Source organism: Hydrogenophaga sp. L310 (genome assembly GCF_055703065.1).
On the sequence record NZ_JBVPZA010000002.1, the window covers coordinates 275,594 to 300,600 of the forward strand.

The window sequence follows — 25,007 nt, forward strand, 5'->3', positions numbered from 1 at the left end:
GCGGCCCGGCGAAGCCGGCTCCGCCGCGCTCCGGGAGGGGCGCACCTCGCATGCCTGCGCTGAGCTGGGAAAGATTCAACCAGCCAGCGCTGCCTTCACGGCGGCCGAGACCTGGCCCATGTCTGCCTTGCCGGCCAGGTGGGTCTTGACCGCGCCCATGACCTTGCCCATGTCGCCGGGGCCGGTGGCGCCCAGTTCGGCCACGATGGCCTTGACCTCGGCGGCGACCTCGTCGGCCGACAGGCGCGCCGGCAGGTAGGCCTGCAGCACCTTCATTTCGGCGCTTTCCTTGTCGGCCAGGTCCATGCGGTCGGCCTTGGTGAAGGCTTCGATGCTGTCCTTGCGCTGCTTGATCAGCTTGTCGACGATGGCGATGACCATGGTGTCGTCCAGCACCACACGTTCGTCCACTTCCTTCTGCTTCATCGCCGCCGTCAGCAGGCGGATGGTACCCAGGCGCTCGCTGTCCTTGGCGCGCATGGCGTTCTTCATGTCTTCGGTGATCTGGTCCTTGAGACTCATGGGAAATCCTTTGAAAGAGAGGGCAGAAAACGAAAAAAGCCCGCCTGAGCGTCCTCCAGCGGGCTTTTGCTGCGTCCGGGGCGAACCCGGGAAGCGATCAGTACAGCTTCTTGGGCAGCTGCATCGAGCGGATGCGCTTGTAGTTGCGCTTGACGGCAGCAGCTTTCTTGCGCTTGCGCTCGGCTGTGGGCTTTTCGTAGAACTCGCGGGCACGCAGGTCGGTCAGCAGGCCGAGTTTTTCGATGGTGCGCTTGAAGCGACGCAGAGCGACGTCAAAGGGCTCGTTGTCTTTTACACGGATGGTCGTCATTGAAGAAGAAATTCCAGATTGCACAGAAAGAGGATGACCAGGAGATCGGGCCCAGACGTCGTTTCTGCAAAGTTCCCCCGCCTGTTAACTAGTATTGGCCGACGGAGGTTTGCCAGCAAAGCCTTGGATTATAGCCTTGTCTAGCCGATTTTCCAGCCCTTTGCTGCTTTCCCGGGGCGTCAACGGCCGGCTTCAGCCGGTTTTCTGTTCACAAATGGCCACAGCGCAGGCGTGGGCGCTGGCCCAGGCCCACTGGAAGTTGTAGCCGCCGAGCCAGCCGGTCACGTCCACCACCTCGCCGATGAAATACAAGCCGGGTTGTTTCGATTCCATGGTCTGGGAGGAGAGGTCGCGCGTGTCCACCCCACCCAGCGTGACCTCGGCCTTCTTGTACCCCTCGCTGCCGGTGGGCACGAGTTCCCAGCGCGCCAGGCGCTCGGCCAGCCGGGCCAGGGCCTTGTCCGAGGCTTCGCTGATGGGGCGCTGCCAGTCCTTGTCCTGCGCCACCCAGGCATCCGCCAGACGGCTGGGCACAAAGGCGGCCAGTTCGTTGGCGATCAGCTTGCGCGACGTGGCTTTGGCACGCGCCAGGGCCGCAGGCAGGTCCACCTCGGGCGCCAGGTTGATGCGGATCGGTGTGCCTTCGCGCCAATAGCTCGAAATCTGCAGCACGGCCGGGCCCGAGAGGCCGCGGTGGGTGAACAGCAGGTCTTCGGCGAAGCTGGCCCGGCTTTTCTTGTCTCCGGTCTCGATCAACACCGGCAGCGACAGCCCGGCGAGCAGCGCGTAGGGCGCCCAGGCTTCGCCGTCAAAGGTCAGCGGCACCAGGCCGGGGCGTGGCTCGACGGTGCGCAGGCCGAACTGTTTCGCGACCCGGTAGCCGAAATCGGTGGCACCGATCTTGGGAATGGACAGGCCCCCGGTGGCGATCACGACCGCCCGGCTCTGCACCGTGCCACGCTCGGTGTCGATCTCGTAGGCGCCGTCACCCGCCACACGCAGGCCCTTCACGCCGCAGGGCTGCCAGCGCATCACGCCGCCGGCTTCGCACTCGGCCAGCAGCATCGCGATCAGGTCTTCGGCCGAGCGGTCGCAGAACAGCTGGCCCTTGTGCTTTTCGTGGAAGGTGATGCCGTGTTTCTGCACCAGTGCGACGAAATCGGCCGGCGTGTAGCGCGACAGGGCCGAGCGGCAGAAGTTTGGGTTCTCGCTGACGAAGTGTTTGTGCGGCTGGCGCACGTCGATGTCGCGGTTGGTGAAGTTGGCGCGGCCGCCGCCCGAGATGCGGATCTTTTCCGCCACCTTCTCGCTGTGGTCGAGCACCAGCACGCGCAGGCCACGCTGGCCGGCCACGCCCGCACAAAAAAGGCCGGCCGCTCCCGCGCCGACCACCACCACATCGAACTTTTGCATGGCCCGCAGTGTATGCGGGTGCCGGCCGGCTCAGGCCGCGAAGCGCTGGGTGCGGACTTCCGGCTGCGCCAGCGCGGCGACACCGCGCACCACATCACCCACCACGATCACGGCCGGGCTGCCGAGTTGCTCCTGGGCGATGGTGGTTTGCAGTCCGCCCAGCGTGGTGAGCGCGTGGCGTTGCTGCGGCAGGCTGGCGTGCTGGATGATGGCCAGCGGCGTGCTGGCGGGCAGGCCGGTCAGCAGGTCGGCCTGGATGGCCGCGGCGCTGGATACGCCCATGTAGATCACCAGCGTGAGCCTGGCGTCCCGCGCCGTGGCGGCCAGGGCCTGCCAGTCGGTGCCGCTGTCGCCGGGCTTGGCGTGGCCGGTGATGAAGACCACGCCGTGCGCGTGATCGCGGTGCGTGAGCGGGGCGCCGAGCGAGGTCAGGCCGGCCAGGCCGGCGGTGATGCCGTTGAGCACCTGTACCTCGATGCCGGCTTCGCGCAGGTGTTCCACCTCTTCGCCGCCGCGACCGAAGATGAAAGGATCGCCGCCCTTCAATCGCACCACCACCTCGCCTTCGCGCGCGGCCATGATCATGAGCTTTTCGATGAAGGCCTGCGGCGTGCTCTTGCAGCCGCCGCGCTTGCCCACGTGCACGATGCGTGCCTTGGGTGATGCGTGCTCCAGCACCGCGTCGCTGACCAGGTCGTCCACCAGCAGCACAGTGGCGGCGGCGATGGCCTTGGCGGCCTTGATGGTGAGCAGTTCCGGGTCGCCCGGGCCGGCGCCGACGAGCGTGACGGTGCCGGGGTTGAACCGGGTGGCGGAAGCGATGACGGTGGCGGGCATGTTCATGGTGGGCTGACGGCTGGAACGGCAGTTGTCTCTGCGGTCTGTGTTGTGGGCTGACGTTGCACTTCTCGCAAGATGTGTTCCACCTGCAGCGCGATCGGCGCGGGCACCGGGCGTTCGCCATCGAGCACCGAGCGGATGTAGGCCGCGGTGCTCGCCGCATCCACTTCGCGCGGCAGATCGGGCAGGCTGGCCAGCGGGCCGTCCTGCGCGGCTTGCAGCAGGTGGCGCTGGCCGTCGCGGAAGGCTTCCATCTGCGGCGTGCGGCGCGCATCGGCCACCGGCTCGCCTTCGGTGCCGCGCAGCAGCAGTGCGTGCGCACCGGTCAGGGCGAAAGTTTCAGCCATGGAGACGGCGTATTCGGGGTGGGTGTAGCTGCCCACGATCAGCGCCCGGCCCTGGCAGGGGTTCATGAGCTTGACCAGGCTGTGCGCCGGGTTGCGCAGGCCGACCGCGCGGCGCACGTCGAGCAGGCGCTTGAGGCTGGGCAGCAGCACCTCGGTGGGCACAAAAGCCAGCTCGCCCGCACCGAGCGGGGGCACATTGCGCGCCGCCTCAACGCCCAGCGCCGCGAACACGGCCTCGCTGGTCACGCGGCGGTCTTCGGTGGCCGTGCCGTGCACCAGCACCGGCACGCCGCGGCGCGCCAGCAGCAGGGCCAGCAGGGGCGTGAGCACCGGCAGCTTGCGCGCACCGTTGTAGCTCGGCAGCACCACGGTGGTGAGGCCGTTGTCCGGCACGCGTTGCAGGCGCGCGTGCGTGGCGTCGAGGAAGCCGGCCATCTCCTGCGGCGTCTCGCCCTTGATGCGCATGGCGAGGCAGAAACCGCCGATTTCAAGGTCGGTCACGCTGCCGTCGAGCACCTGGCCCAAGAGGTCGGTGGCGGGCTCGCGCTGGAGCGAGCGCGCGCCGTCCTTGCCGCGACCGATGTCCTTGATGTAGTGGCTGATGCTCATGGTGGGCGATTGTCCGGCAAGCCTGATGACTTCGGGTTATATGCAGGCTGTCAGGCCACCTGCAGCACATGCCCTGTCGCCGGGTGGGCGCGCACCAGGCGCCGCAGCTCGGGGATGCAGGAACCGCAGTTGGTGCCGCACTTGAGCCCGCTCTGCAGCGCGGCCAGGCGCTGGTCGTCGCTGCCGCGGCTGGTCTGCAGCTGCGCGCCGATGTCGTCTTCGCTCACGTTGAAACAGGTGCAGACCTGTTTGCCCCGGGCCACCACCGCCACCGGCGCCTTGGCGCCGGGCATCAGCAGCAGGCGACCGTAGGCATCGGCCGGCAATTCGTCTTGCAGCAGCGGTTTGATCCAGGCCTCGGCGCGCACGTCGCCCGCGAGCACGAAACCTTCGAGCCGGGTGGCACCGTCCGTGCGCAGCAGGCGCGCGGTGCGGCGTTGGCCCAGGCGCTTGTCCACGTAACGCAGCGCGTCGGTGCCGCCCAGGCCGAGCAGGGCTTCGATGCGTTCGATCACTGCGGCTTCGGGTGCCTCGTGCGCCGCGGCGCGGAACAGAACGCCAGTGCGTTCACGGCCAAACGGCACACACGACGCGAACTCGAACGACGGCATCAGCGCGCGCAGTTCGGCCTGCACGGCGAGCGCGCGGTCGGCCGGCAGCCAGGCCACGGCCAGCAGGTTCCAGGGCAGCTCGGCCTTGAGGATCTTGACCGCCGCGTGTTTGAGCTCGGGTTGTTTCGACGTGGGGCAGTGGGCCGAGGTGGTGAGCGCGTTCACGCCCGCCAGCGGCTCGCCCATGCTGCTGCGCCCGCTCAGGTATTCCGCGCCCCAGTGCATGGCGATGAAGGCCTGCGACAGGCCGATTTCTTTGCTGGCTTGCAGCGGCAGCACGATGGAGCCGCGCTTGCTGGTCACGTGCACCAAGTCGCCTTCGGTGAGGCCGCGGCGCTCCATGTCTTGTGGGTGCATCTGCACCGCGGGCTCGGCCACGTGGCCGAACAGGCGGCCGATGGTGCCGGTGCGTGTCATGCCGTGCCACTGGTCACGCAGGCGGCCGGTGGTGAGCGAGAACGGGTAACGCGATTCGCGCGGCTCGGCCAGCGGCTGCCAGGGCATGGCAGCGAAGCGGGCTTTGCCGTCGGCGGTGGGGAAGATGCCGTCGGCGTAGAGGCGGACTTGGCCTTTTGTTTCGCCTTCGCGCAGCGGCCATTGCTGCGGGCCCTGCGCGTCCAGCATCGGCCAGGAGAGGCCGGTGATGTCGAGGTCGCGGCCGCGGGTGGACTCGCGGTGTTCGAGCCAGATGGATTCGGCGTCGGGGTAGGGGAAGAGCGTGGGCTGGCTGGGGCGCAGCCTGGTTTCGAGCCGCTGCGCAAAGTCCACCACGATGCGCCAGTCGTGCCGGGCCTCGCCGGGCGCGGGCACGGCGGCGCGCACGCGGCTGATGCGGCGTTCGCTGTTGGTGACGGTGCCTTCCTTTTCGCCCCAGGTGGTGGCGGGCAGCAGCAGGTCGGCCCAGTCGCAGGTGGCGGCGGTCGCGTAGGCCTCCTGCACCACCACGAACTCGGTGCGCTCCAGCGCGCGGCGCACGGTGGCCTGGTCGGGCATGGACTGCGCCGGGTTGGTGCAGGCGATCCACAGCGCCTTGATCTCGCCGTCGGCCGCGGCCTGGAACATCTCGACCGCGGTCTTGCCGGGCTTGGACGGCACATCGGCCACGCCCCAGAGCGCGGCCACTTCGGCGCGGTGTGCCGGGTTGCCCATGTCGCGGTGCGCGCTCAGCAGGTTGGCCAGGCCACCGACTTCGCGCCCGCCCATGGCGTTGGGCTGGCCGGTCAGGCTGAACGGGCCGGCGCCGGGTTTGCCGATCTGGCCGGTGGCCAGGTGCAGGTTGATCAGGGTCGCGTTTTTCGCCGTGCCGCTGATGCTCTGGTTCAGGCCCTGGCAGTAGAGGCTGAGCGTGGCCGGCGAGGTCGCGAACCACTGTGCTGCGGTGTAGATGTCTTCTTTGCGCAGGCCGCACACCTCGGCCACGCGCTCGGGCGTGCACTCGCGCACCAGGGCCTTGAGCGCGTCGAAGCCGGTGGTGTGTGCCGCTATGTAGTCGGCCTTGATCCAGCCTTCCCACAGCATGATGTGCAGCAGGCCGTGGAACAGCATCACGTCGCTGCCGGGCTGGATGGGCAGGAACAGGTCGGCCAGCTCGGCGGTGTCGGTGCGGCGCGGGTCGGCCACGATCACTTTCATGGCCGGGTTCTTTTTCTTCGCTTCCTCGATGCGGCGGAACAGCACCGGGTGCGCATACGCCGCGTTGCTGCCGACGATGAACAGGCAGGCGGCGTGGTTCACGTCGTCGTAGCAGGCGGGTGGCGCGTCGGCGCCCAAGGTGAGCTTGTAGCCGGCCACCGCGCTGCTCATGCACAGGCGCGAGTTGGTGTCGACGTTGTTGGTGCCGATCAGGCCCTTGGCCAGTTTGTTGAAGACGTAGTAGTCCTCGGTCAGCAGCTGGCCACTGATGTAGAAACCCACGGCGTCGGGGCCGTGCGTGGCGATGGTTTTCGCAAAACGGTCGGTAGCCAGGTCCAGCGCCCCGTCCCAGGCCAGCGGCGTGGGCGCGGCTTTGCGGGTCAGGCGCTGCAGCGGCTGCAGCAGCCGGGTCTGGCGTGTCAGCTCGGGCGTGGCCGTGAGGTGCAGCGTCGTGCCCTTGGTGCAGAGCTTGCCGAAGTTCGCCGGGTGGTCCGGGTCACCGCGCACGCCGGTGATCTGCTGCCCCTCGGTTTCGATGAGCACACCACAGCCCACACCACAGTAGGGGCAGGTAGATCGGGTGATGGACGTGCTCATGGTCATGCGCAGGTGTCAGCCGCAGCGCCGGGCCGCCCCAAGCAAGGCTGCGCCCCCTCGGGGGGCAGCGACCCGCGCAGCGGCGGAGCGTGGGGGTCATCGTTCTTGCGACGTGCCGGGCCGGCGATCGGGCGGGTTTGATCGGTGGCTTGTGTGGCCAGTTCGTTCGCGTCCAGGAACACCTGACCGTCTTCCACCTTCACGGTGAACTTCGGCGTGCAGCCTTCGTCGGGCGCGGCGGCCTGGCCGGTGCACAGGCCGATGGTCCAGTTGTGCAGCGGGCAGGCCACGCTGGTGCCGAAGACGATGCCTTGCGAGAGCGGGCCGCCCTTGTGCGGGCAGCGGTCGAGCAGGGCGAACACCTCGTCTTTGTCGTTGCGGAACACGGCGACATCGAGGCCCTGGTCGCGCGCCACGCGGCGCGAACCGAGCACGGGGATGTCTTCAACGCGGCAGATGGCTTTCCATGGGTTCATGTCGGGGTCCTCAGGTTTTGATGGCGGCGTACATGCCGGTGACCCGGTCCATGACGCTGAGCAGGTTTTCACTCGTCACGAACACGTCGGACAAAGGTTTGGCGGCGGCGCCCGAGGTCTGCATGCGCTGCAGGGCCTGGTCAAAAAAGAACCACTGGCCGTCAGCCAATTGCAGTTCCGCGCGGATGCGGTCGGTCGCCTCGGGGGCGTTGCGCAGCAGGTCCATGGCGCTCAGGAACTCGGTGCGGGCCTTGCCGACTTCGGCGGTGGCGGTGGGCGCATCGATCGGCAGCGTGGCCGCAAAGTAGAGCTTGGCCATGCGCTGCGAGAGCATGCGCTGGCGACCGGCCACGTTGACCAGCTTGCCCTCCGGGCGGCCCGAGGCGGCTTCGTACTGCAGCGTGCCCTGGTGGGCCAGCGCCAGCACGCGGGCATCGGCCTGCAGCACGGCGGCTGCGCCCGGCTTGCCCGGCGCGGCGCCCACGAGCGCGGTCTTGTAATCGCTCCAGGCGCCTTCGAGCTTGACGTAGGTGTCGCGGATGTCGTTCGATGGCGCATAGGCCTTGAGCTCGACCAGCTGGCGGTCGAACAGGGCCATCGATTTGTCGAGCACCACCTGCGCGTTGGCGCTTTGTGTCTTGTGCACCAGCGCCAGCCAGGCCTTGCCCATGCGCTGCGAAAGCATGCGCTGGCGGCCGGCCTTGTTGATGGCGTCGTTGAGGTCCACCACCTGGGCCTGAACGCCCGGGGTGGTGGCCGCTGCTGCGGCCAGGATCATCAGATGTCTGCGTTGCATGGCGACCGTCCTCAGGCGGGCACGAGCGGGATGAACTGGCGCGTGTCCACGGCCGCTTCCTTGAAGTCGAACCAGGGATCGGGCTCGCCGTCGAGCGCGAACTGCAGGCGCTCCCACAGCGCCTTGCGACCGGCGGCGTCGTCCAGGATGCGTTTCTTCACGTAGTCCAGCCCCACGCGGTTGATGTAGTGCACCGTGCGCTCCAGGTACCAGCCTTCGGTGCGGTACAGCTCCATGAACGCGCCGGTGTACTCCATCACCTCTTCGGCGGTCTTGAGCTTCACGAAGAAGTGCGCCACCTCGGTCTTGATGCCGCCGTTGCCGGCCACGTACATCTCCCAGCCCGAGTCCACGCCGATGATGCCCACGTCCTTGATGCCGGCCTCGGCGCAGTTGCGCGGGCAGCCCGAGACGGCGAACTTCACCTTGTGCGGCGCGTACATGCGCCACATGGCTTTTTCCAGGTCCTTGCCCATCTGGGTGCTGTCCTGCGTGCCCATGCGGCACCACTCGGAACCCACGCAGGTCTTCACCGTGCGCAGGGCCTTGGCGTAGGCGTGGCCCGATGGCATGCCGATGTCTTTCCAGACGTTGACCAGGTCTTCCTTTTTCACGCCCAGCAGGTCGATGCGTTGTCCGCCGGTGACCTTGACGGTGGGGATCTTGTATTTGTCCACCACGTCGGCGATGCGGCGCAGCTCGTCGGCCGTGGTCTCGCCGCCCCACATGCGCGGGATCACGCTGTAGGTGCCGTCTTTCTGGATGTTGGCGTGCGAGCGCTCGTTGATGTAGCGGCTCTGCGGATCGTCCTTCGCGGCCTTGGGCCAGGTGCTGATCAGGTAGTAGTTGACGGCCGGGCGGCAGCTGGCGCAGCCGTTGGGCGTCTTCCAGCCCAGGTGCGAGAACACCGCAGCGGTGGTCAGCAGCTTGCTGCCGTCGGCCAGCGGCGTGCGGATCGCTTCGCGCACGGCTTCGTGGCCGTGTTCGGTGCAGCCGCACATGGCCTTGAGCTTGGGCGTGGCCGAGTAGTCGCCGCCGGCGGTGAACATGAGGATCTGTTCAACCAGACCCGTGCAGGAGCCGCACGAGGCGCTGGCCTTGGTGTGCTTCTTGACTTCGTCCAGTGTGAACAGGCCCTTGTCGCGGATCGCCTTGCAGATGGTGCCCTTGGTCACGCCGTTGCAGCCGCAGACCTCGTCGCTGTCTTTCATGGCGGCGGCCTTGTTCTGGCCCTGGTGGCCCACGTCGCCGATGTTGCTCTCGCCAAACATCAGCTTGTCGCGGATGTCGGCCACGCTGCGGCCGTCGCGCAGCAGCTTGAAGTACCAGCTGCCGTCCACCGTGTCGCCGTAGAGGCAGGCGCCGATCAGCTTGTCGCCCTGGATCACGAGCTTCTTGTAGACGCCGCCCGAGGGGTCGCTCATGACGATTTCTTCGGTGTCGTCGCCGCCGGTGAAGTTGCCAGCGCTGAAGAGGTCGATGCCCGTGACCTTGAGTTTGGTGGAGGTGAGCGAGCCGGTGTAGCGGCCGATGCCGAACTCGGCCAGGTGCGTGGCCAGCACCTTGCCCTGCTCGAACAGCGGCGCCACCAGGCCGTAGGCGATGCCGCGGTGCGCCGCGCATTCGCCCACCGCGTAGATGCGCGCGTCGGTGATGGTCTGCATGGTGTCGCTCACCACGATGCCCTTGTTCACATGCAGGCGCATGCTCTCGGCCAGCGCCGTGTTGGGGCGGATGCCCACGGCCATCACCACAAGGTCTGCCGGTACCTCGGTGCCGTCCTTGAAGCGGATGGCCTTCACGCGGCCGCCTTTGCCATCGTCCTTGTCGCCCACCAGCTCCTGCGTCTGCGCGCCGATCAGGAACTTCATGCCGCGCTCTTCCAGCGAGGCCTGCAGCATCTTGCCGGCCACGTCGTCGAGCTGGCGCTCCATCAGCCACGGGGCCACGTGCACCACGCTCACTGTCATGCCGCGCTTCATCAGGCCGTTGGCCGCTTCCAGGCCGAGCAAGCCGCCGCCGATGACCACCGCGTGTTTGTAGGTCTTGGCCGCGTCGATCATGGCCTGGGTGTCGGCGATGTCGCGGTAGGCGAGCACGCCCTCCAGGTCTTTGCCGGGGATGGGCAGGATGAAGGGGTTGGAGCCGGTGGCCATGATCAGGCGGTCGTATTCGGCCGAGACCTTCTCGCCGTTCGGGCCGACCGCGTGCACGATGCGCTTGATGCGGTCCACCTCGGTGACCTTGTAGCCGGCGTGCAGGGTGATGCCGTGGTCGGTGTACCAGGACCAGTCGTTCAGCACGATCTCTTCCAGCGTCTGCTCACCCGCGAGCACCGGCGACAGCAGGATGCGGTTGTAGTTGGGGTGCGGCTCCGCGCCGAAGACGGTGATGTCGTAGAACTCGGGCGCGATCTTCAGCAGCTCTTCGAGCGTGCGCACACCGGCCATGCCGTTGCCCACCATCACCAGTTTAGATTTTTTCATCGCGGCTACTCCAGTTGTGATTCGCAAAAGGGGGGTGCAAGCCATGGCCGGCGCAGAGGCGCACGGGCGCCATGCGGCACCAGGAAAGGTCTGGGGAAAATGCAGATTCAGTGGCCGTTGGCCAAAGCCGGGCTTGCCAAGTTGCAAAACCGGTATCACGCTGCACACGTCGTTGTATGCAGAGCCCACGACGCTGCGGTCGGGGTCGAGCGCTTCGTCACGCTCGCCTCAGACAATGCAAAAGCTGTGCCATATGATCCGGCGCTCGCCGCGGGTGGCACAGTGGGGCGCCCGCGGCGATGCTGCGTGACCCGTTTGTGCCATCCTCCGGTTTATCCAAGTCCTTGATTCATATGACTTCTGCGCTGGTTTTCCTCGAAGGCTCTGCGAGCCCTCAACCGCTGGTGAACGACCTGGAAGCCTGCGGGGTCCAGGTGCTCGCCGTGCTGGATGCCGGCAGCAAATTGGTGCAGGGCGTGGTGCGCCATGCACCAGACTTGGTGATTGGCGAGGTGCCGCAGCCCGGCGACGCGCTGTTTGAGACCACCCAAACGCTGGCCAGCGTGGCCCCGTGCCCGGTGATCGTGTTCACGCACGACGGCGACGCCGCACGCATCGAGCGCGCGGTGGCCTCGGGCATCCACGCCTGGGTGGTCAACGGCTACAGCGCGCAGCGCCTGCGCCCGTTGATTCAATTGGCGCAGGCCCGCTTTCGCCGCGAGCAGGTCCTGCTGGATGAGCTGAAAGACGTGACCTCGCGTTTTGAGGAGCGCAAGGCCGTGGAGCGCGCCAAAGGCATCCTGATGAGCGCGCGCCAGGTCAGCGACGACGCCGCTTTCGAGATCCTGCGCACCGCTTCGATGCACAGCAACCAGCGCCTCGGCCAGGTGGCGCAGCACATCATCCAGTCGGCGCACTTCGCCGAAGGCGTGAACCGCGCCGGGCAGCTGCGCATGTTGTCGCAGCGCCTGGTCAAACACTGGCTGCTGCGGCTCGCGGGCGTGCAGGCCGCGCGCCACCTGACGCTGCAGACCGAGTCGGCCCAGCGCATCGACGCCAACCTCGCGCTGCTCGGCAAGAACCTCTCGCAGCCCACTTTTGGCGATCTGCTGGACCGCGTGGTGGTCACCTGGAAAGTCCTGAAGAAAGCGCTCAAGGCCGAGCCCGCGCAAGACCAGGTTGGCCCCATCAACGCGCTCGCCGAGCAGCTGCTGCAGGACGCCGAACGCCTGACCGCCAGTCTGGAAAGCGCCGGTTCCGTGAGCCCGCTGCGCATGCTCAACATGGCCGGGCGCCAGCGCATGCTGTCGCAGCGCTTTGCCAAGCTGGCGCTGCTCGGCGCGCTGGAAACCGGCGAGCCGCTGCAACAACGCCGTGCCGAGATGGAAGCCGTGCGCCAGGGCTTCGAGCAGGGGCTGGCCTATCTGAACGGCCTGCCGCTGTCCACGCCCGACATCCGCCGCACGCTGGAAGACGCCGCCGAGGGCTGGCAGGCGCTGCTCGCGGGCGCCGACCACGTGCACCGCCCGGCCGGGCGCGACCGCCTGCTGCGCCTCGAAGGCCTGGCCGCCGCCAGCGAAAGCCTGCTCGACAACTTCGAAGCCCTGTCCGCACAGTACGAGCGCAGCATGCAGATGCTCATGGGCTGACGCATGGCCTTTGAACTCGACATCGGCTTTGTGTCCCTCACGGGCCGCAAAGCCGTCAACGAAGACTTCTGCGCCGCCATGCTGCCCGCCGAGGGGCAGGAAGACATGGGCTCCATCGTCGCCATCGCCGACGGCGTGAGCGCCGGCGGCATGGGCCGCGAAGCCGCGCAGACCACCGTCACCAGCCTGGTGCGCGACTACTACGGCACCCCCGAAACCTGGGACACCACCGTCGCGCTCGACCGCATCATCGGCGCCCAGAACGCCTGGCTCGCCGGCATCAACCGCCGCCGCCAGCCCGCCATGGGTCTGACCACGCTCACCGCGCTGGTGCTGCGCGGCCAGTCGTACACCCTGGCCCATGTCGGCGACTCGCGCTGCTACCTGCTGCGCGAGGGGCAGACCCTGCAGCTCACGCACGACCACGTCGTCAACCACCCCGACTTCAAACACCAGCTGCTGCGCTCCGTGGGCGTCGAAGACCACCTCGTTGTGGACTACTTGCAGGGCGAGCTGCAGGTCGGCGACAGCTTCGTGCTGCTCACCGACGGCGTGCACGGCCGCCTGCCCGAGCGCCGCTGGCGCGAATGCGCCGCCCTGCCCACCGCGCAGGAAGCCGCCCGCTGGCTGGTGGACACCGCCCTCGCCGCCGGCAGCGACGACAACCTCACCGCCGTCGTCGTGCGCGTGCTGGGCCTGCTCGACGCCAACCTGCACGACGCCAACCGCGCCGTCCAGAGCCTGCCCATCCCGCCGCGCCTGCGCGTGGGCGAAGCCATCGACGGCTTCACCGTCACCGCGCTCGTGGCCGACAACGGCATCAACCTCATCTACCAGCTGCGCGACCCCGCCACCCAGACCCTCTACGCCCTCAAGACCCTCCACCCCGCCCGCGCGCACGACCAGGACGAACGCGCCATGCTCGCGCACGAAGCCTGGCTCGCCCGGCGCATGGTGTCGTCCCGCGCCGCCGGCAACCTGGTCCACGTGCACGAACAGCTGCCCACCGGCCAGTCGCGCTCGGCCTACTACCTGCTCTACGACTGGCACGGCGGCGAAACCCTGCAGCAGACGCTGGACCAGCAACACAAACTCGGCGCCCTGCAGGCCGTCAGCGCCGCCATGCAGACCCTGCGCGTGCTCGGCCTGCTGCACCGCCAGGGCGTGATCCACCGCGACATCAAACCCGCCAACCTGCACCAGGGCGACGACGGCGTGTTGCGCGTGCTCGACCTCGGCGTGGCCTTGAGCGGGCGCGAGCCCGACAGCATGCGCCGGCTGCACGCCGGCACGCCCAGCTACATCAACCCCGAGCAGTGGGGCCACCACGGCAAGGCCGGCGCCACCGAAGGCGAACCCGAACTGCCCGACGCCCAGAGCGACCTGTTCGCGCTCGGCGTCACGCTCTACCAGCTGCTCACCGGCAAGCTGCCCTATGGCGAGGTGTTGCCCTACCAGGTGGGTCGCTACTACCGCGACCCCACGCCGCCCAGCCGACACAACCCCGAAGTGCCGATCTGGCTCGATCACGTGGTGCTCAAAGCCGTGGCGCGCGACAAGTCGCTGCGCTTCGAAACCGCCGAAGAATTCCTGCTCGCGCTGGAGCGTGGCGCCTCACGCCCGCTCACCGTGCCGCCTGCTTCGGCGCTGCTGCAACGCGACCCGACCATGCTTTGGAAACTGCTGCTGGGGTTGAGCGTGATGTTCAACTTGCTGCTGGTGTATTGGCTGTTGTTTTTGCCGAAGTGAGTGGGAGTGATGTGGCTGCATGTGACGCCCAAGTAGACTGGCACGCGGCCTGAAAACCTGCCCACCGTCGAGACCATCTGCATTGCTCTCGATAATGCTCAAGAAGCTCTCATTTCAGCCCAGCCTGCCATAACGAATCGAAACCAGATAAACACATGACCAGCAACGAACAACGCACCAAACTGCAAAACAGCATCTGGAAAATCGCCAACGATGTCCGTGGCGCCGTCGATGGCTGGGACTTCAAGCAGTACGTGCTGGGGGCCCTGTTCTACCGCTTCATCAGCGAGAACTTCGCCAACTACATCGAAGGAGGTGATGACAACGTCGACTACGCAGCTCTGTCCGACGTCGTCATCACGCCGGAAATCCGGGACGACGCCGTCAAAACCAAGGGCTACTTCATCTACCCCAGTCAGCTGTTTGCCAGCGTGGCCACCCGCGCAAAAGACAATGAGAGCCTGAACACCGACTTGGCCAAGATCTTTTCTGCCATTGAGACATCCGCCCTGGGCTACCCGTCGGAGCGCGACATCCGCGGCCTGTTTGGGGACTTCGACACCACCAGTAATCGCTTGGGCAACACCGTCAAAGACAAGAACGACCGCTTGGCAAAGGTTCTCAAAGGCGTGGCCGAACTGGACTTCGGCACCTTTGACGACAGCGGTTTTGAAGGTCACAAAATCGACCTGTTTGGCGATGCCTACGAATTCCTCATTTCCAACTACGCCGCCAACGCAGGCAAGTCGGGCGGCGAGTTTTTTACGCCCCAGCAGGTCTCCAAGCTGATCGCCCGGCTGGCCATGCATGGGCAGAGCAGCATCAACAAGATCTACGACCCGGCTTGCGGATCGGGCTCGCTGCTGCTGCAAGCCAAAAAGCAGTTTGACGCCCACATCATCGAAGACGGCTTCTTCGGTCAGGAACTCAACCACACCACGTACAACCTGGCGCGGATGAACATGTTCCTGCACAACGTCAACTACGACAAATTCAACATCCAACTGGGCGACACCCTCACTGGGCCCCACTTTGGCGACGACAAACCGTTTGACGCCATCGTTTCCAACCCGCCGTATTCGGTGAAGTGGGTGGGCGGGGACGACCCCACCCTCATCAACGACGACCGCTTTGCCCCGGCCGGCGTGCTCGCGCCCAAGTCCAAGGCCGACTTTGCCTTTGTGCTGCACGCGCTCAGCTACCTCTCCAGCAAAGGCCGCGCCGCCATCGTCTGCTTCCCCGGCATCTTTTACCGCAGCGGTGCCGAGCAGAAGATCCGCCAATACTTGGTGGACAACAACTATGTGGAAACGGTGATATCGCTGGCGCCCAATCTGTTCTTCGGTACCACCATCGCCGTGAACATCCTGGTGCTGTCCAAACACAAGACCGACACCAACACGCAGCTCATCGAAGCCAGCGGTCTGTTTGACAAAAAGACCAACAACAACGAGCTGTCGGACGCGCACATCGAACAGATCATGGCTGTGTTCGACAGCAAGGCGAACGTGGATCACTTCGCACAGTCCGTCTCGCACGAGAGGGTCGCCGCCAACGACTACAACCTCTCGGTCAGCAGCTACGTCGAAGCCAAGGACAACCGCGAGGTGGTGAACATCTCCCAGCTCAATGCCGAGTTGAAAACCACGGTTGCCAAGATCGACCAACTGCGTAAGGAAATTGATGCCCTCGTTGCGGAGATTGAAGGCGGGGAGCTGGAGGCATGAGCGGCGTGAGTTTCTTGGACAAGCTACTGGATGGCGTTGAGGTGAAGTGGACGGCATTAGGGGATGAACGCTTTGTTGAAGTGGCGAATGCTGCGAGACGACCAGTAAAGGCTTCGCTACGCAAAACAGGCGACACACCGTATTACGGCGCAAACAAGATCCAAGATTACGTGGATGGTCACACCCACGACGGCGAATACGTCCTAATCGCAGAGGATGGTTCGGCAAGCCTTGAAAATTACTCTGTGCAATACGCGACGGGCAAGTTCTGGGCAAATAATCACGTACATGTTGTGCGTGGAAAGAATGGGCTCAATACTAATTTTCTCCACCACTATTTGCGTGTTGTGGATTTCGTCCCTTACTTGCCAAACAAAGACCGATCGAAGTTGACAAAAGGGGAGATGATAAAGATCCCTCTCCCCATTCCTTGCCCAGAAAACCCCAAAAAATCGCTTGAAATTCAAGCCGAAATTGTCCGTATTCTGGACGCATTCACCTCTCTTACAGCCGAGCTTACAGCCGAGCTTACAGCCGAGCTTACAGCCCGAAAGAAGCAATACATGCACTATCGCGATCAGTTGTTTCGGTTTGAGGATGGAGGATTGGAATGGATGACGCTAGGGGATATTGGTGATGTAAAGATGTGCAAGCGGATTCTTAAAAGCGAGACGCTGCCGGAAGGAGATGTACCTTTTTATAAGATTGGCACATTTGGAAAGAGGGCTGATGCCTTTATCTCCATCGATGTTTATGAGTCCTATAAAAATAGATATTCTTTCCCAAGAAAAGGTGAAGTCCTGATCTCTGCAGCAGGGACCATCGGCCGGGCTGTGGTCTATGACGGCAAGCCTGCATATTTTCAGGATAGCAATATTGTCTGGCTGGATAACGATGAAAGTGTCGTGACCAACAGATATCTTTGGCACTTTTACAAAATTGCCAAATGGTTTGTTTCGGAGGGCGGAACAATAGATCGGCTGTATAACGACAACATTAAGAAGACAAAGATTCCTGTTCCGTTCGCGAGTGATCCTGAGAAATCACTTGCCGAACAAGCCCGCATCGTCGCCATCCTCGATAAATTCGACGCCTTGACCAATTCCATCGGCGAAGGCCTGCCCCGCGAAATCGCGCTGCGCCAGAAGCAATACGAGCATTACCGTGATTTGCTGCTGAGCTTCCCCAAGCCGAAAGCAGTAGAGGTATGACATGGGCAAGACGCTGACTAAAATTGCTCAGCAACTGAGCACACCAAAGACTGTTAGAAAAACTGTCCCTGAGAAGACGAAGGAAGTTGACGAAGTCAAACCCGTTCCGAAGGTTCAACTGATTTACGCCTTCAACGGTACGGGCAAGACGCGTTTGTCGCGAGTGTTCAAGCAACTGATTGCGCCCAAGGCTGACAGCGATGATGAAACCGACACGTCCGAGTTATCACGCAACAAGATTCTCTACTACAACGCCTTCACCGAAGACCTGTTCTATTGGGATAACGATCTGGAAGAAGACGCTGAGCCCAAGCTCAGAATTCAGCCCAACACCTTCACGGATTGGGTGTTGAAGGATCAAGGGCAGGATATGAACGTCATTACGACGTTTCAGCGTTACACCAACGAAAAGCTGACGCCGCGCTTCAATGCGGAGCGAAAAGAAAAGACCAAAAACAAGAACGATGAAGAGGTAGAAATTACCATCAAGGCCTTCTCGGAAGTCACCTTTTCGATTGAGAGCGGTGATTCAACACACTCGGGGATTTTGAAAATCTCCAAGGGAGAAGAAAGCAACTTCATCTGGAGTCTTTTCTACGCGTTGCTTGAGCAGGCAATTTTTACGCTGAACGATGTTCACCCAGACTTCCCTGAATCAACCCCATTTGACAGCCTTGAGTATGTGTTTATTGATGACCCGGTTAGCTCCCTGGATGACAATCATTTGATTCAGTTGGCGGTAGATTTGGCGCAGCTGATTAAATCAAACAAGTCTAGTATCAAGTTCATTATTACAACGCATAATCCACTTTTCCTTAACGTGCTTTGCAACGAGTTCGGCAGCGATGAAAAAACGGAGCGCTACAGCTGGAAATCAAAATGGTTCAGTAAGGCACGTTTGGAGAAAAATGAGGACGGCAGTCTTCACCTTGTGGAGCAACCAAACGACTCCCCGTTTGCATATCACCTGCATCTGATTTCACAGCTTCAAGAAGCCATAAAAAACGGGCAGATCGAAAAGTATCACTTCAATCTGCTTAGAAACATTTTAGAAAAGACGGCGACATTCCTTGGCTACAAAAGGTGGGAACATCTTTTGCCAAAAACTGTTGATGGCTTACCCAATCCGTTTGCAAAGCGCATTGTGAATTTCTCAAGTCATTCGAAGCACGCCGCCGAAGAGGTGTCGCCACTGAAGCCCGAAGAGAAGCAGGTCCTGGAGAAGCTGGTCAAGGGCTTGGTCGAACAGCATCGATTCTGGCAGCCTGATACCAATGGAGAGGCAGATGTCTAATGATCGCCCCGTAAAAGTGCAATGGTTTGAATCTGCCCATATCCGCACCGCCTGGGACGAAGCGGAGGAGAAGTGGTGGTTTTCTGCACTGGACGTGGTCGCAGCACTGACCGACCAGTCCGACTACACCAAAGCCCGGAACTACTGGAAGTGGCTGAAGGGCAAGCTCAAGCAAGAGGGCAGTGAAGTGGTTAGCGTCACTCACCAGTTGAAGCTGGAGGCACCGGACGGCAAGCAACGGCTCACGGACGTGCTGGACACCCAGCAGGTGTTCCGCATCATCCAGTCCATTCCGTCAAGAAAGGCCGAACCCTTCAAGCTGTGGCTGGCCGATGTGGCCAGGCAGCGGATGGACCAGCTTCAAGACCCGGAGCTGTCCATCGAGCAGGCCATGCAGGATTACAAGCGCCTGGGCTATTCGGAAAACTGGATCAACCAGCGGCTCAAAAGCATCGAGATCCGCAAGGAACTCACCGACGAATGGAAGAAGCATGGCCTGCAAGAGGGGCTGGAGTTCGCCTTCCTGACCGACGTGATTTACAAAACCTGGGCCGGCAAGACCGCCAGGGAATACAAGCACTACAAGGGATTGAAGAAGGAAAACCTGCGGGACAACATGACCAACAAAGAGTTGGTGATGAGCATGCTGGCTGAGCTGTCCACCAAGGAAATTTCAGAGGCTGTGCAGCCCGAGTCTATGAAAGAGCACGAAGAGGTGGCCAAGCGGGGTGGTGGTGTCGCCAGAGGGGCGCGGCTGAAGCTGGAAGCCGAAACGGGCAAGAAGGTGGTCAGCCGGCAAAGTGCCAAGCAGTTGCAGCAGTTGAACAAAACCAAGAACAGTGATTGAGGCCCTTTTCATGGCGGACTACAAAACCATTGCCGAATCGAAGAACTTCATCGTTCTGGACAAGTACACCAAGGACTGGCAGGTCAATGAGAGCTAAGCGCTACATCACCGCGTCACTAAAACGTGAATTTGCCAGTGACAGCGGCACGGAGCTCAATGCCGTTCTGCCCAAGATGAGTCCGCTGAATCCTCAGTACTTAACAAAAAAGCAAAACGTGTTCCAGAAAGTTGCGGCCTTTGTTGAGAAATTCAAAGGCGTGGGTGGGCGGATTTGATCGCAATACGCCAAAAAAACAGATACCAGGCGGTGACCCGATATCAACGCGACCTTCGAGGCCGGGTCTAAGCTGTGAGCGCAGTGGCACTGCTCCAGCAGCGCCGCCAAAGGGTGAGTGTCCTCCTGCCGGGCAGGCCATGTCGATTTGGCACCCCGTTGTTCGTCGAAGGGGTACGGGGCGTCAACAGGCGGACGCTGACCGATCAACCCAACAGGAGTGAAGACATGTCATACATCGATGGTTTCGTGATCGCGGTCCCCACCGCCAACAAGCAGAAGTTCATCGAACACGCGCGCCATTTCGACTCGTTGTTCATCGAGCTGGGCGCCATCCGGGTGATCGAGGGTTGGGGCGATGACGTTCCCGACGGCAAGGTCACCGACTTCCGTCGCGCGGTTCAGGCCACGGCCGAGGAGACCGTGGCTTTTTCGTGGGTCGAATGGCCGGACAAGGCCACGCGCGACGCCGGCATGAAGAAGATGATGGAAGACCCGCGCATGGATCCGTCCACGCCCGGCAACCTGCCCATGCCCTTCGACGGCAAACGCATGATCTTCGGCGGCTTCGAACAGGTGGTCGAAGTGAAGGCTTGAGTGGCAGGGGCCTGACCGCGTGTCTCTTCAGCTCGCCTGCATGGGCTGAAACCGATCCGCGCGATCGACCAGGCTGCGCATCTGGTCCGCGGCGTGGATGGTGACCGTGTGGGGCGTGTAGCCCGGGCGGGGCGAGATGTAGCTGGCCATTTCGCGCGCCAGCGCCTGTTGCTCGGGCGGTGCGTTGGCCAGCAGGGCGATGACCATGTTTTCCAGCGCGACCACGCGCACGCGCAGTTGCACCAGCTCGGCGTTGCTGAGGGCGGGGCTGTCGCCCGATGCGGGGGAAGTGGGGTGCAATTTCTCGGACATGTGGGGCTCCTGCTTGGGGGCGCGCGGTGCCGCGCCAGGATCATTGTCGGACCGTTGATTTTTCGCGCAACCCGGGTCTTTGCGCTGGCGTTCGGGCGCATTCTGTTGTTGGCTGGCGGGGCGCTGATCCGGCCTTCAGAACAGCACGCGGCTGCGCAGGGTGCCGGGCACGCGGGCGAGCTCGGCCAGCGCCAGCTCGGAGTGCGCTGCGTCGATGTCCATCACCACGTAGCCCACGTCTTCGCGCGTCTGCAGGTACTGCGCCGAGATGTTGATGCCGTGGTCGGAAAAGACGCGGTTGATGCCGGAGAGCACGCCGGGCACGTTGCGGTGGATGTGCAGCAGGCGGTGTTTGCCGGGGTGCGCGGGCAGGGCGACTTCGGGGAAGTTGACGGCCGAGGTGGAGGTGCCGTTGTCGCTGTACTTGACGAGCTTTTCCGCCACCTCGATGCCGATGTTTTCCTGCGCCTCCAGCGTGGAGCCGCCGATGTGCGGCGTGAGGATCACGTTGTCGAGGCCGCGCAGTGGCGATTCGAATATGTCCTTGTTGCTGTGCGGTTCTTCGGGGAAGACGTCGATGGCGGCGCCGAGCAGGGCCTGGTTTTGCAGCGCGCTGGCGAGCGCGTCCACCTGCACCACGGTGCCGCGCGAGGCGTTGATGAGCACGGCGCTGGGCTTCATGCGCGCGAGTTGCGCCGCGCCGATCATCCATTGCGTGGCGGGTGTTTCGGGCACGTGCAGGCTCACCACGTCGGCGGTGGCCATCAGCTCGTCCAGGCTGGTGAGCGGCCTGGCGTTGCCCAGCGGCAGCTTGGTCGCCACGTCAAAAAACACCACGTTCATGCCCAGCGCTTCGGCCAGCACCGAGAGCTGCGTGCCGATGGCGCCGTAGCCCACGATGCCCAGCGTCTTGCCGCGGATCTCGAACGCGTTGCTGGCCGATTTCAGCCAGCCGCCGCGGTGCGCCACGGCGTTCTTTTCGGGGATGCCGCGCATCAGCAGGATGGCCTCGGCCAGCACCAGCTCGGCCACCGAGCGGGTGTTGGAGAAGGGCGCGTTGAATACCGCGATGCCGCGCTCGCGCGCCGCTGCCAGGTCCACCTGGTTGGTGCCGATGCAGAAGCAGCCCACGGCGGCGAGGCGGTGGGCGTGGCTCAGCACCTCGGCGGTGAGCTGGGTGCGCGAGCGGATGCCGACGAAATGCGCGTCGGCGATCTTGGCCAGGAGCTGATCGTCGGGCAGGGCGCCGGGCAGGCTTTCGATCTGGCTGTAGCCCGCCGCGCGCAGCACCTCGATGGCCGAGGGGTGGATGCCCTCCAGCAGCAGGAAGCGGATCTTGTGCTTGTTGATGGATGTCTTGGGGCCGGGCGGGACGGCTTGGGTCGGGGTGGTGGTGGCGGCGTTCATAGTTGACTAATGTAGTCGGGTATGGCGCCCAAGGCCATTTTTGACGCCTTCGTCCCCGCGCCGCGCGGGGGATTCACCGCGGGTTTCAGGCCGGGCCGGCGGGGGCCATGAACAGCGCGGCCACCAGGTCCGACTGCGTGACCATGCCCACCAGACGGTCCTGCGCGTCGAGCACGGGCATGTGGTGCAGGCCACCGTCGGAGAACCCGCGCACCAGGTCGGCGATGGCCTGTTCGGGGCGGGCGGTGCGCACCTTGCGGGTCATGATGTCTTCGACCCGGCGCGCGGTGTTCATGCGCGGCACGCGGCTGGGGGCCGGCGCGCTCTGGCCGATGAAAAAGTCGTGCAACGACACGATGCCCACCAACTGGTTGCCGGCATCCACCACGGGCAGCGCCTTGATCTTGTGGTGTGCCAGGCGCGCCCAGGCTTCGTCCACCGAATCACCGGGGCCCACGCTCACCACGTCGCGCGACATGATGTCCTCGCACCGCACGCCGCCCCAGTGGCGGCGCTGCGCGTGCAGTTGCGCGCGCGTCATGATTTCTTCGAGGTCGTGGCGGTCGATGTCGAGCAGCTCGCCGAACGAGGCCAGCGCGGCGTCCAGATCCTCCTTGTTGTAGCCCACGCGCTGGGTGGGCAGCGGGTCGCGCGTGTCGTGGGGGCGGCTCTTGGCCACGCCGTGGTGCGGGTAGCTGCGTCCCATGGCGTTGTTGAACAGCAGGGCCAGCGCCAGCATGACCGCCGAATCGGCGGCCACGGGCCAGAGCGCAAAACCAAAACCCAGCTCGTGGATCGCGGGGCCACCCAGCACGGCCGTGAGCGCCACCGCGCCGCCGGGCGGGTGCAGGCAGCGCAGCGCGAACATGGCCGCCACGGCGCCGGTGCCCGCCACCGCCGCGGCCAGGCCCGTCGATCCGAGCCACTGGTGGCAGGCCACGCCGATCAGCGCCGAGAGCACGTTGCCGCCGATGATGGACCAGGGCTGCGCCAGCGGGCTCGCCGGCACCGCAAACAGCAGCACCGCCGAGGCGCCCATGGGCGCGATGAACCAGACGCTGGACGTCCCCAGCGCGTGGCGGCTGAGCCAGTCGGTGCACAGCAGCCCGAGGCCCACGCCCACGCTGCTCAGCCAGAGCTCCCCGCGACCGATGGCCAGCGGGGCCGGGTAGAACGAACGCAGCCAGTTCAGCAGCGGATTCAAGGGCGGGCTTTCAGCGGCCGTGTGTCGACGCCGACCGGATCAGCCTGCGGCCTCCATCCCGTTGCGTTGCTTCGTGGGCCCGGTCGCGGGCGACACGAGGAACGCCAGCAGCGCGCGCACCGCGTCGGGCTGCGTGGAGGCCGTGGCCAGGCCGGCCGAGAAGGTGGTGATGATCTGGATGTCGGCGGGCAGCGGGCCGAGCACGTCGATGCCCTCCAGGCTCATGAGTTCGCTCAGTTGCTGGAAGCCCAGTTCGACCTCGCCTTTGGCCACCAGCGAGCCCACGGGCACGCCGGGCGGGGCGGTGACGATGCGGTCTTTGATCTGTTCGGCGATGCCCCAGCGCTCGAACAGTTTGGCCAGTTGCACGCCGCTGGGGCCGGTGGAATAGCCGAGGGTGCGCGCAGCGAGCACGGCCTGTTTCACGGCGGCTTCGCTGGTGATGTCGGGGTGCGGTGCACCGCTGCGCACGGCCAGCGCCACGCCGGAGCGCACCACGTCCACGGTGCTGCCCGCCACGACCTTGCCGTCGGTGGTGAGCTGGGCCACCGCGTTGGAGGCGAGGGCCACGATGTCGAAGGCTTCACCGGCCTGTACGCGTTTGGCGGCGTCCACACCGCCCACGGACTCGAGTTCGATGACCGTGTCCGGGTGCGCCTGCCGGTAGAGGGCGATCAGGTCGGCCAGCACCTGCTTGGTGGCCATGGAAGAAATGATGCGGATGGGGGACGCCATGGGGGCAACTCCGAGTGGGCGGGGGTTGGAGGGGGCGCCGCAGTGCTGCGGCACGAACCCGTGCAATATAACCACCGCTGCGATGCCACTCAGGCGGTACGCGCCCGCCCCCCTTTCTCAGCCCACGTGCGGGTCCAGCGCACCTGCATCGTGCGCATCACGCCCAGCATCAGCACCGAGAACACCGCCATGATCACGAAGCCGGAGAGGAAGCTGTCGGTGTGCTGTTTGGACTGGCCCATCATGGCCGGCACGAGGCCGCCGCCCAGCGCGCCGATCTCGCCGATCATGGAGCCGGCCACGGCGGTGGAGGTGGGCCAGCGCAGCGGCACCAGCTGGAACAGCGCACCGTTGCCCGCGCCCAGCGCAGCGAAGCAGACGATCAGCAGCAGCGTGGTCAGCACGATGGAGTGCGACGACAGGCCCACGCCCACCAGCGCGAACGACACCACGACCAGCACCACGGTCAGCGTGTTGACGCCACCCCAGTGATCGGAAATCCAGCCGCCGAAGATGCGCACCACGGCGCCCATCAGCGCGGCGAGCATGGTGAGCTGACCGGCCTGCACCTTGCTCACGCCGAACTGGTCGTAGTAAAAGGTGGGCAGGAAGGTGGTGATGCCGATGAAGCCGCCGAAGGTGACGACGTAGATCAGGCTGAAGACCCAGCCGTCTTTTTCCAGCAGGCAGGCCAGGTGGTCTTTGATTTTGGCGTGTTCATCGCGGTCGGGCGGTTCCTTGGCCATGAAGGCCACCACCAGCATGGGCACGACCGAGGCGATGGCCGCAAAGCCGTACACCGTCTGCCAGCCGTAGGCCTGCGCCAGCGGCGGCGCCAGCAGCGCGGCGATGGCGGTGCCGGCGTTGCCCGCGCCCACCAGGCCCATGGCCAGGCCTTTGTACTTGGGCGGGTACCAGCCCGAGCCCAGCGACATGGCCACGCCGAAGCTGGCGCCGGCCACGCCCAGCAACAGCGCCATCTTGAGCATGTCGTCGTAGCTCTGCACGAAGAAGTAGCCGTACGCCATCGTGAAGCAGATCAGCGCCAGCTCGACCAGGGTGGCGGTCTTGCGGCCCACGTACTGCGCGAGCAGGCCGAGCGGGAACCGCATGATCGCGCCCGCGACGATGGGGATGGACAGCAGCAGGCCCTTCTGGGCCGGCGTGAGGTTGAACTCTTCGCTGATGAAGGGCGCCATGGCGCCGTTCATGACCCAGATCACGAACGAGAACGTGAGGTAGAAGAACGCTGCAAACAGCGTCGGTGTGTGTCCGCTTTTCAGGAACGTACGGAAACCCGCCATGGCGTGAACCTTTGAGAGAGAGGTGGGAGGGGATGGAAACCCAGGCCGCAGAGCGTCC

General features: G+C 64.4%; 21 protein-coding genes and 1 pseudogene. 8 read left to right on the top strand and 14 right to left on the bottom strand.

Going from position 1 to position 25,007, the window contains the following annotated elements; genetic code table 11:
* Positions 1–75: 75 nt before the first annotated feature.
* The 9 genes and pseudogenes from AC0GNO_RS05040 to nirB all read right to left on the bottom strand — a co-directional run bounded on the left by AC0GNO_RS05040 (position 76) and on the right by nirB (position 10,639).
* On the bottom strand, positions 76–522 hold the full coding sequence (locus AC0GNO_RS05040; RefSeq protein ID WP_472903175.1) for a GatB/YqeY domain-containing protein: 447 nt from the start codon (positions 520–522) through the stop codon (positions 76–78).
* 97 nt (positions 523–619) lie between these two features.
* A complete protein-coding gene (gene rpsU / locus AC0GNO_RS05045; RefSeq protein ID WP_007872347.1) occupies positions 620–832 on the bottom strand; it encodes a 30S ribosomal protein S21 in 213 nt (70 codons plus the stop codon).
* A gap of 192 nt (positions 833–1,024) precedes the next feature.
* A complete protein-coding gene (locus tag AC0GNO_RS05050) occupies positions 1,025–2,245 on the bottom strand; it encodes a BaiN/RdsA family NAD(P)/FAD-dependent oxidoreductase (RefSeq protein WP_472903176.1) in 1,221 nt (406 codons plus the stop codon).
* A gap of 30 nt (positions 2,246–2,275) precedes the next feature.
* Positions 2,276–3,082, bottom strand: coding sequence for a uroporphyrinogen-III C-methyltransferase (cobA, locus tag AC0GNO_RS05055; protein WP_472903431.1), 807 nt, complete (start codon positions 3,080–3,082; stop codon positions 2,276–2,278).
* A gap of 2 nt (positions 3,083–3,084) precedes the next feature.
* Positions 3,085–4,041 carry a DNA-binding protein YbiB gene (gene ybiB, locus AC0GNO_RS05060; RefSeq protein WP_472903177.1) on the bottom strand — a complete coding sequence of 319 codons (957 nt, stop codon included), beginning with the start codon at positions 4,039–4,041 and terminating at the stop codon, positions 3,085–3,087.
* 50 nt (positions 4,042–4,091) lie between these two features.
* Positions 4,092–6,881 carry a nitrate reductase gene (locus tag AC0GNO_RS05065; protein WP_472903178.1) on the bottom strand — a complete coding sequence of 930 codons (2,790 nt, stop codon included), beginning with the start codon at positions 6,879–6,881 and terminating at the stop codon, positions 4,092–4,094.
* Between the two features lie 107 nt (positions 6,882–6,988).
* A pseudogene (nirD, locus tag AC0GNO_RS05070) lies at positions 6,989–7,357 on the bottom strand (nitrite reductase small subunit NirD); the annotation flags it as partial.
* A gap of 10 nt (positions 7,358–7,367) precedes the next feature.
* Entirely contained in the window at positions 7,368–8,153 is a 786-nt protein-coding gene (locus AC0GNO_RS05075; protein ID WP_472903179.1) for a type IV pili methyl-accepting chemotaxis transducer N-terminal domain-containing protein, read from the bottom strand.
* 11 nt (positions 8,154–8,164) lie between these two features.
* On the bottom strand, positions 8,165–10,639 hold the full coding sequence (gene nirB, locus AC0GNO_RS05080; protein WP_472903180.1) for a nitrite reductase large subunit NirB: 2,475 nt from the start codon (positions 10,637–10,639) through the stop codon (positions 8,165–8,167).
* 353 nt (positions 10,640–10,992) lie between these two features.
* Here nirB and AC0GNO_RS05085 point away from each other — a divergent pair, with 353 nt between their 5' ends.
* The 8 genes from AC0GNO_RS05085 (at position 10,993) to AC0GNO_RS05120 (ending at position 19,987) form a co-directional block, all read left to right on the top strand.
* Entirely contained in the window at positions 10,993–12,288 is a 1,296-nt protein-coding gene (locus AC0GNO_RS05085) for a type IV pili methyl-accepting chemotaxis transducer N-terminal domain-containing protein (protein WP_472903181.1), read from the top strand.
* Positions 12,289–12,291: 3 nt separating this feature from the next.
* A complete protein-coding gene (locus tag AC0GNO_RS05090; protein ID WP_472903182.1) occupies positions 12,292–14,037 on the top strand; it encodes a protein kinase domain-containing protein in 1,746 nt (581 codons plus the stop codon).
* Between the two features lie 155 nt (positions 14,038–14,192).
* Positions 14,193–15,764, top strand: a complete 1,572-nt coding sequence (locus AC0GNO_RS05095) for a type I restriction-modification system subunit M (RefSeq protein WP_472903183.1) — start codon at positions 14,193–14,195, stop codon at positions 15,762–15,764.
* Complete coding sequence (locus AC0GNO_RS05100; RefSeq protein WP_472903184.1) at positions 15,761–16,975, top strand: restriction endonuclease subunit S; 1,215 nt, start codon at positions 15,761–15,763, stop codon at positions 16,973–16,975. The genes AC0GNO_RS05095 and AC0GNO_RS05100 overlap by 4 nt, the downstream gene beginning before the upstream one ends.
* A gap of 1 nt (position 16,976) precedes the next feature.
* Positions 16,977–18,269 carry an AAA family ATPase gene (locus AC0GNO_RS05105; RefSeq protein ID WP_472903185.1) on the top strand — a complete coding sequence of 431 codons (1,293 nt, stop codon included), beginning with the start codon at positions 16,977–16,979 and terminating at the stop codon, positions 18,267–18,269.
* Positions 18,250–19,116, top strand: a complete 867-nt coding sequence (locus tag AC0GNO_RS05110) for a BRO-N domain-containing protein (protein WP_472903186.1) — start codon at positions 18,250–18,252, stop codon at positions 19,114–19,116. Before AC0GNO_RS05105 ends, AC0GNO_RS05110 begins: the two co-directional genes overlap by 20 nt.
* 86 nt (positions 19,117–19,202) lie before the next feature.
* Positions 19,203–19,391 carry a type I restriction endonuclease subunit R, EcoR124 family gene (locus AC0GNO_RS05115; RefSeq protein ID WP_472903187.1) on the top strand — a complete coding sequence of 63 codons (189 nt, stop codon included), beginning with the start codon at positions 19,203–19,205 and terminating at the stop codon, positions 19,389–19,391.
* A 227-nt stretch (positions 19,392–19,618) separates the two neighbouring features.
* Complete coding sequence (locus tag AC0GNO_RS05120) at positions 19,619–19,987, top strand: DUF1428 domain-containing protein (RefSeq protein ID WP_472903188.1); 369 nt, start codon at positions 19,619–19,621, stop codon at positions 19,985–19,987.
* Between the two features lie 27 nt (positions 19,988–20,014).
* On the opposite strand, the gene AC0GNO_RS05125 is transcribed toward AC0GNO_RS05120, so the two are convergent.
* The 5 genes from AC0GNO_RS05125 to AC0GNO_RS05145 all read right to left on the bottom strand — a co-directional run bounded on the left by AC0GNO_RS05125 (position 20,015) and on the right by AC0GNO_RS05145 (position 24,949).
* A complete protein-coding gene (locus AC0GNO_RS05125) occupies positions 20,015–20,299 on the bottom strand; it encodes a hypothetical protein (protein ID WP_472903189.1) in 285 nt (94 codons plus the stop codon).
* Positions 20,300–20,434: 135 nt separating this feature from the next.
* Positions 20,435–21,706: a phosphoglycerate dehydrogenase gene (gene serA / locus AC0GNO_RS05130; RefSeq protein ID WP_472903190.1), complete on the bottom strand. Its 1,272-nt coding sequence runs from the start codon at positions 21,704–21,706 to the stop codon at positions 20,435–20,437.
* Positions 21,707–21,791: 85 nt separating this feature from the next.
* Positions 21,792–22,910: an HPP family protein gene (locus tag AC0GNO_RS05135; RefSeq protein WP_472903191.1), complete on the bottom strand. Its 1,119-nt coding sequence runs from the start codon at positions 22,908–22,910 to the stop codon at positions 21,792–21,794.
* A 39-nt stretch (positions 22,911–22,949) separates the two neighbouring features.
* Entirely contained in the window at positions 22,950–23,645 is a 696-nt protein-coding gene (locus AC0GNO_RS05140; RefSeq protein ID WP_472903192.1) for a substrate-binding domain-containing protein, read from the bottom strand.
* An 89-nt stretch (positions 23,646–23,734) separates the two neighbouring features.
* Positions 23,735–24,949 carry an MFS transporter gene (locus tag AC0GNO_RS05145; protein ID WP_472903193.1) on the bottom strand — a complete coding sequence of 405 codons (1,215 nt, stop codon included), beginning with the start codon at positions 24,947–24,949 and terminating at the stop codon, positions 23,735–23,737.
* Between the last annotated feature and the right edge of the window lie 58 nt (positions 24,950–25,007).

Coding starts and splice junctions, on each gene's coding strand:
- AC0GNO_RS05040 (WP_472903175.1), bottom strand. CDS start 522: ATGAGTCTCAAGGACCAGATCACCGAAGACATGAAGAACGCCATGCGC.
- rpsU (WP_007872347.1), bottom strand. CDS start 832: ATGACGACCATCCGTGTAAAAGACAACGAGCCCTTTGACGTCGCTCTG.
- AC0GNO_RS05050 (WP_472903176.1), bottom strand. CDS start 2,245: ATGCAAAAGTTCGATGTGGTGGTGGTCGGCGCGGGAGCGGCCGGCCTT.
- cobA (WP_472903431.1), bottom strand. CDS start 3,082: ATGCCCGCCACCGTCATCGCTTCCGCCACCCGGTTCAACCCCGGCACC.
- ybiB (WP_472903177.1), bottom strand. CDS start 4,041: ATGAGCATCAGCCACTACATCAAGGACATCGGTCGCGGCAAGGACGGC.
- AC0GNO_RS05065 (WP_472903178.1), bottom strand. CDS start 6,881: ATGAGCACGTCCATCACCCGATCTACCTGCCCCTACTGTGGTGTGGGC.
- AC0GNO_RS05075 (WP_472903179.1), bottom strand. CDS start 8,153: ATGCAACGCAGACATCTGATGATCCTGGCCGCAGCAGCGGCCACCACC.
- nirB (WP_472903180.1), bottom strand. CDS start 10,639: ATGAAAAAATCTAAACTGGTGATGGTGGGCAACGGCATGGCCGGTGTG.
- AC0GNO_RS05085 (WP_472903181.1), top strand. CDS start 10,993: ATGACTTCTGCGCTGGTTTTCCTCGAAGGCTCTGCGAGCCCTCAACCG.
- AC0GNO_RS05090 (WP_472903182.1), top strand. CDS start 12,292: ATGGCCTTTGAACTCGACATCGGCTTTGTGTCCCTCACGGGCCGCAAA.
- AC0GNO_RS05095 (WP_472903183.1), top strand. CDS start 14,193: ATGACCAGCAACGAACAACGCACCAAACTGCAAAACAGCATCTGGAAA.
- AC0GNO_RS05100 (WP_472903184.1), top strand. CDS start 15,761: ATGAGCGGCGTGAGTTTCTTGGACAAGCTACTGGATGGCGTTGAGGTG.
- AC0GNO_RS05105 (WP_472903185.1), top strand. CDS start 16,977: ATGGGCAAGACGCTGACTAAAATTGCTCAGCAACTGAGCACACCAAAG.
- AC0GNO_RS05110 (WP_472903186.1), top strand. CDS start 18,250: ATGGAGAGGCAGATGTCTAATGATCGCCCCGTAAAAGTGCAATGGTTT.
- AC0GNO_RS05115 (WP_472903187.1), top strand. CDS start 19,203: ATGAGAGCTAAGCGCTACATCACCGCGTCACTAAAACGTGAATTTGCC.
- AC0GNO_RS05120 (WP_472903188.1), top strand. CDS start 19,619: ATGTCATACATCGATGGTTTCGTGATCGCGGTCCCCACCGCCAACAAG.
- AC0GNO_RS05125 (WP_472903189.1), bottom strand. CDS start 20,299: ATGTCCGAGAAATTGCACCCCACTTCCCCCGCATCGGGCGACAGCCCC.
- serA (WP_472903190.1), bottom strand. CDS start 21,706: ATGAACGCCGCCACCACCACCCCGACCCAAGCCGTCCCGCCCGGCCCC.
- AC0GNO_RS05140 (WP_472903192.1), bottom strand. CDS start 23,645: ATGGCGTCCCCCATCCGCATCATTTCTTCCATGGCCACCAAGCAGGTG.
- AC0GNO_RS05145 (WP_472903193.1), bottom strand. CDS start 24,949: ATGGCGGGTTTCCGTACGTTCCTGAAAAGCGGACACACACCGACGCTG.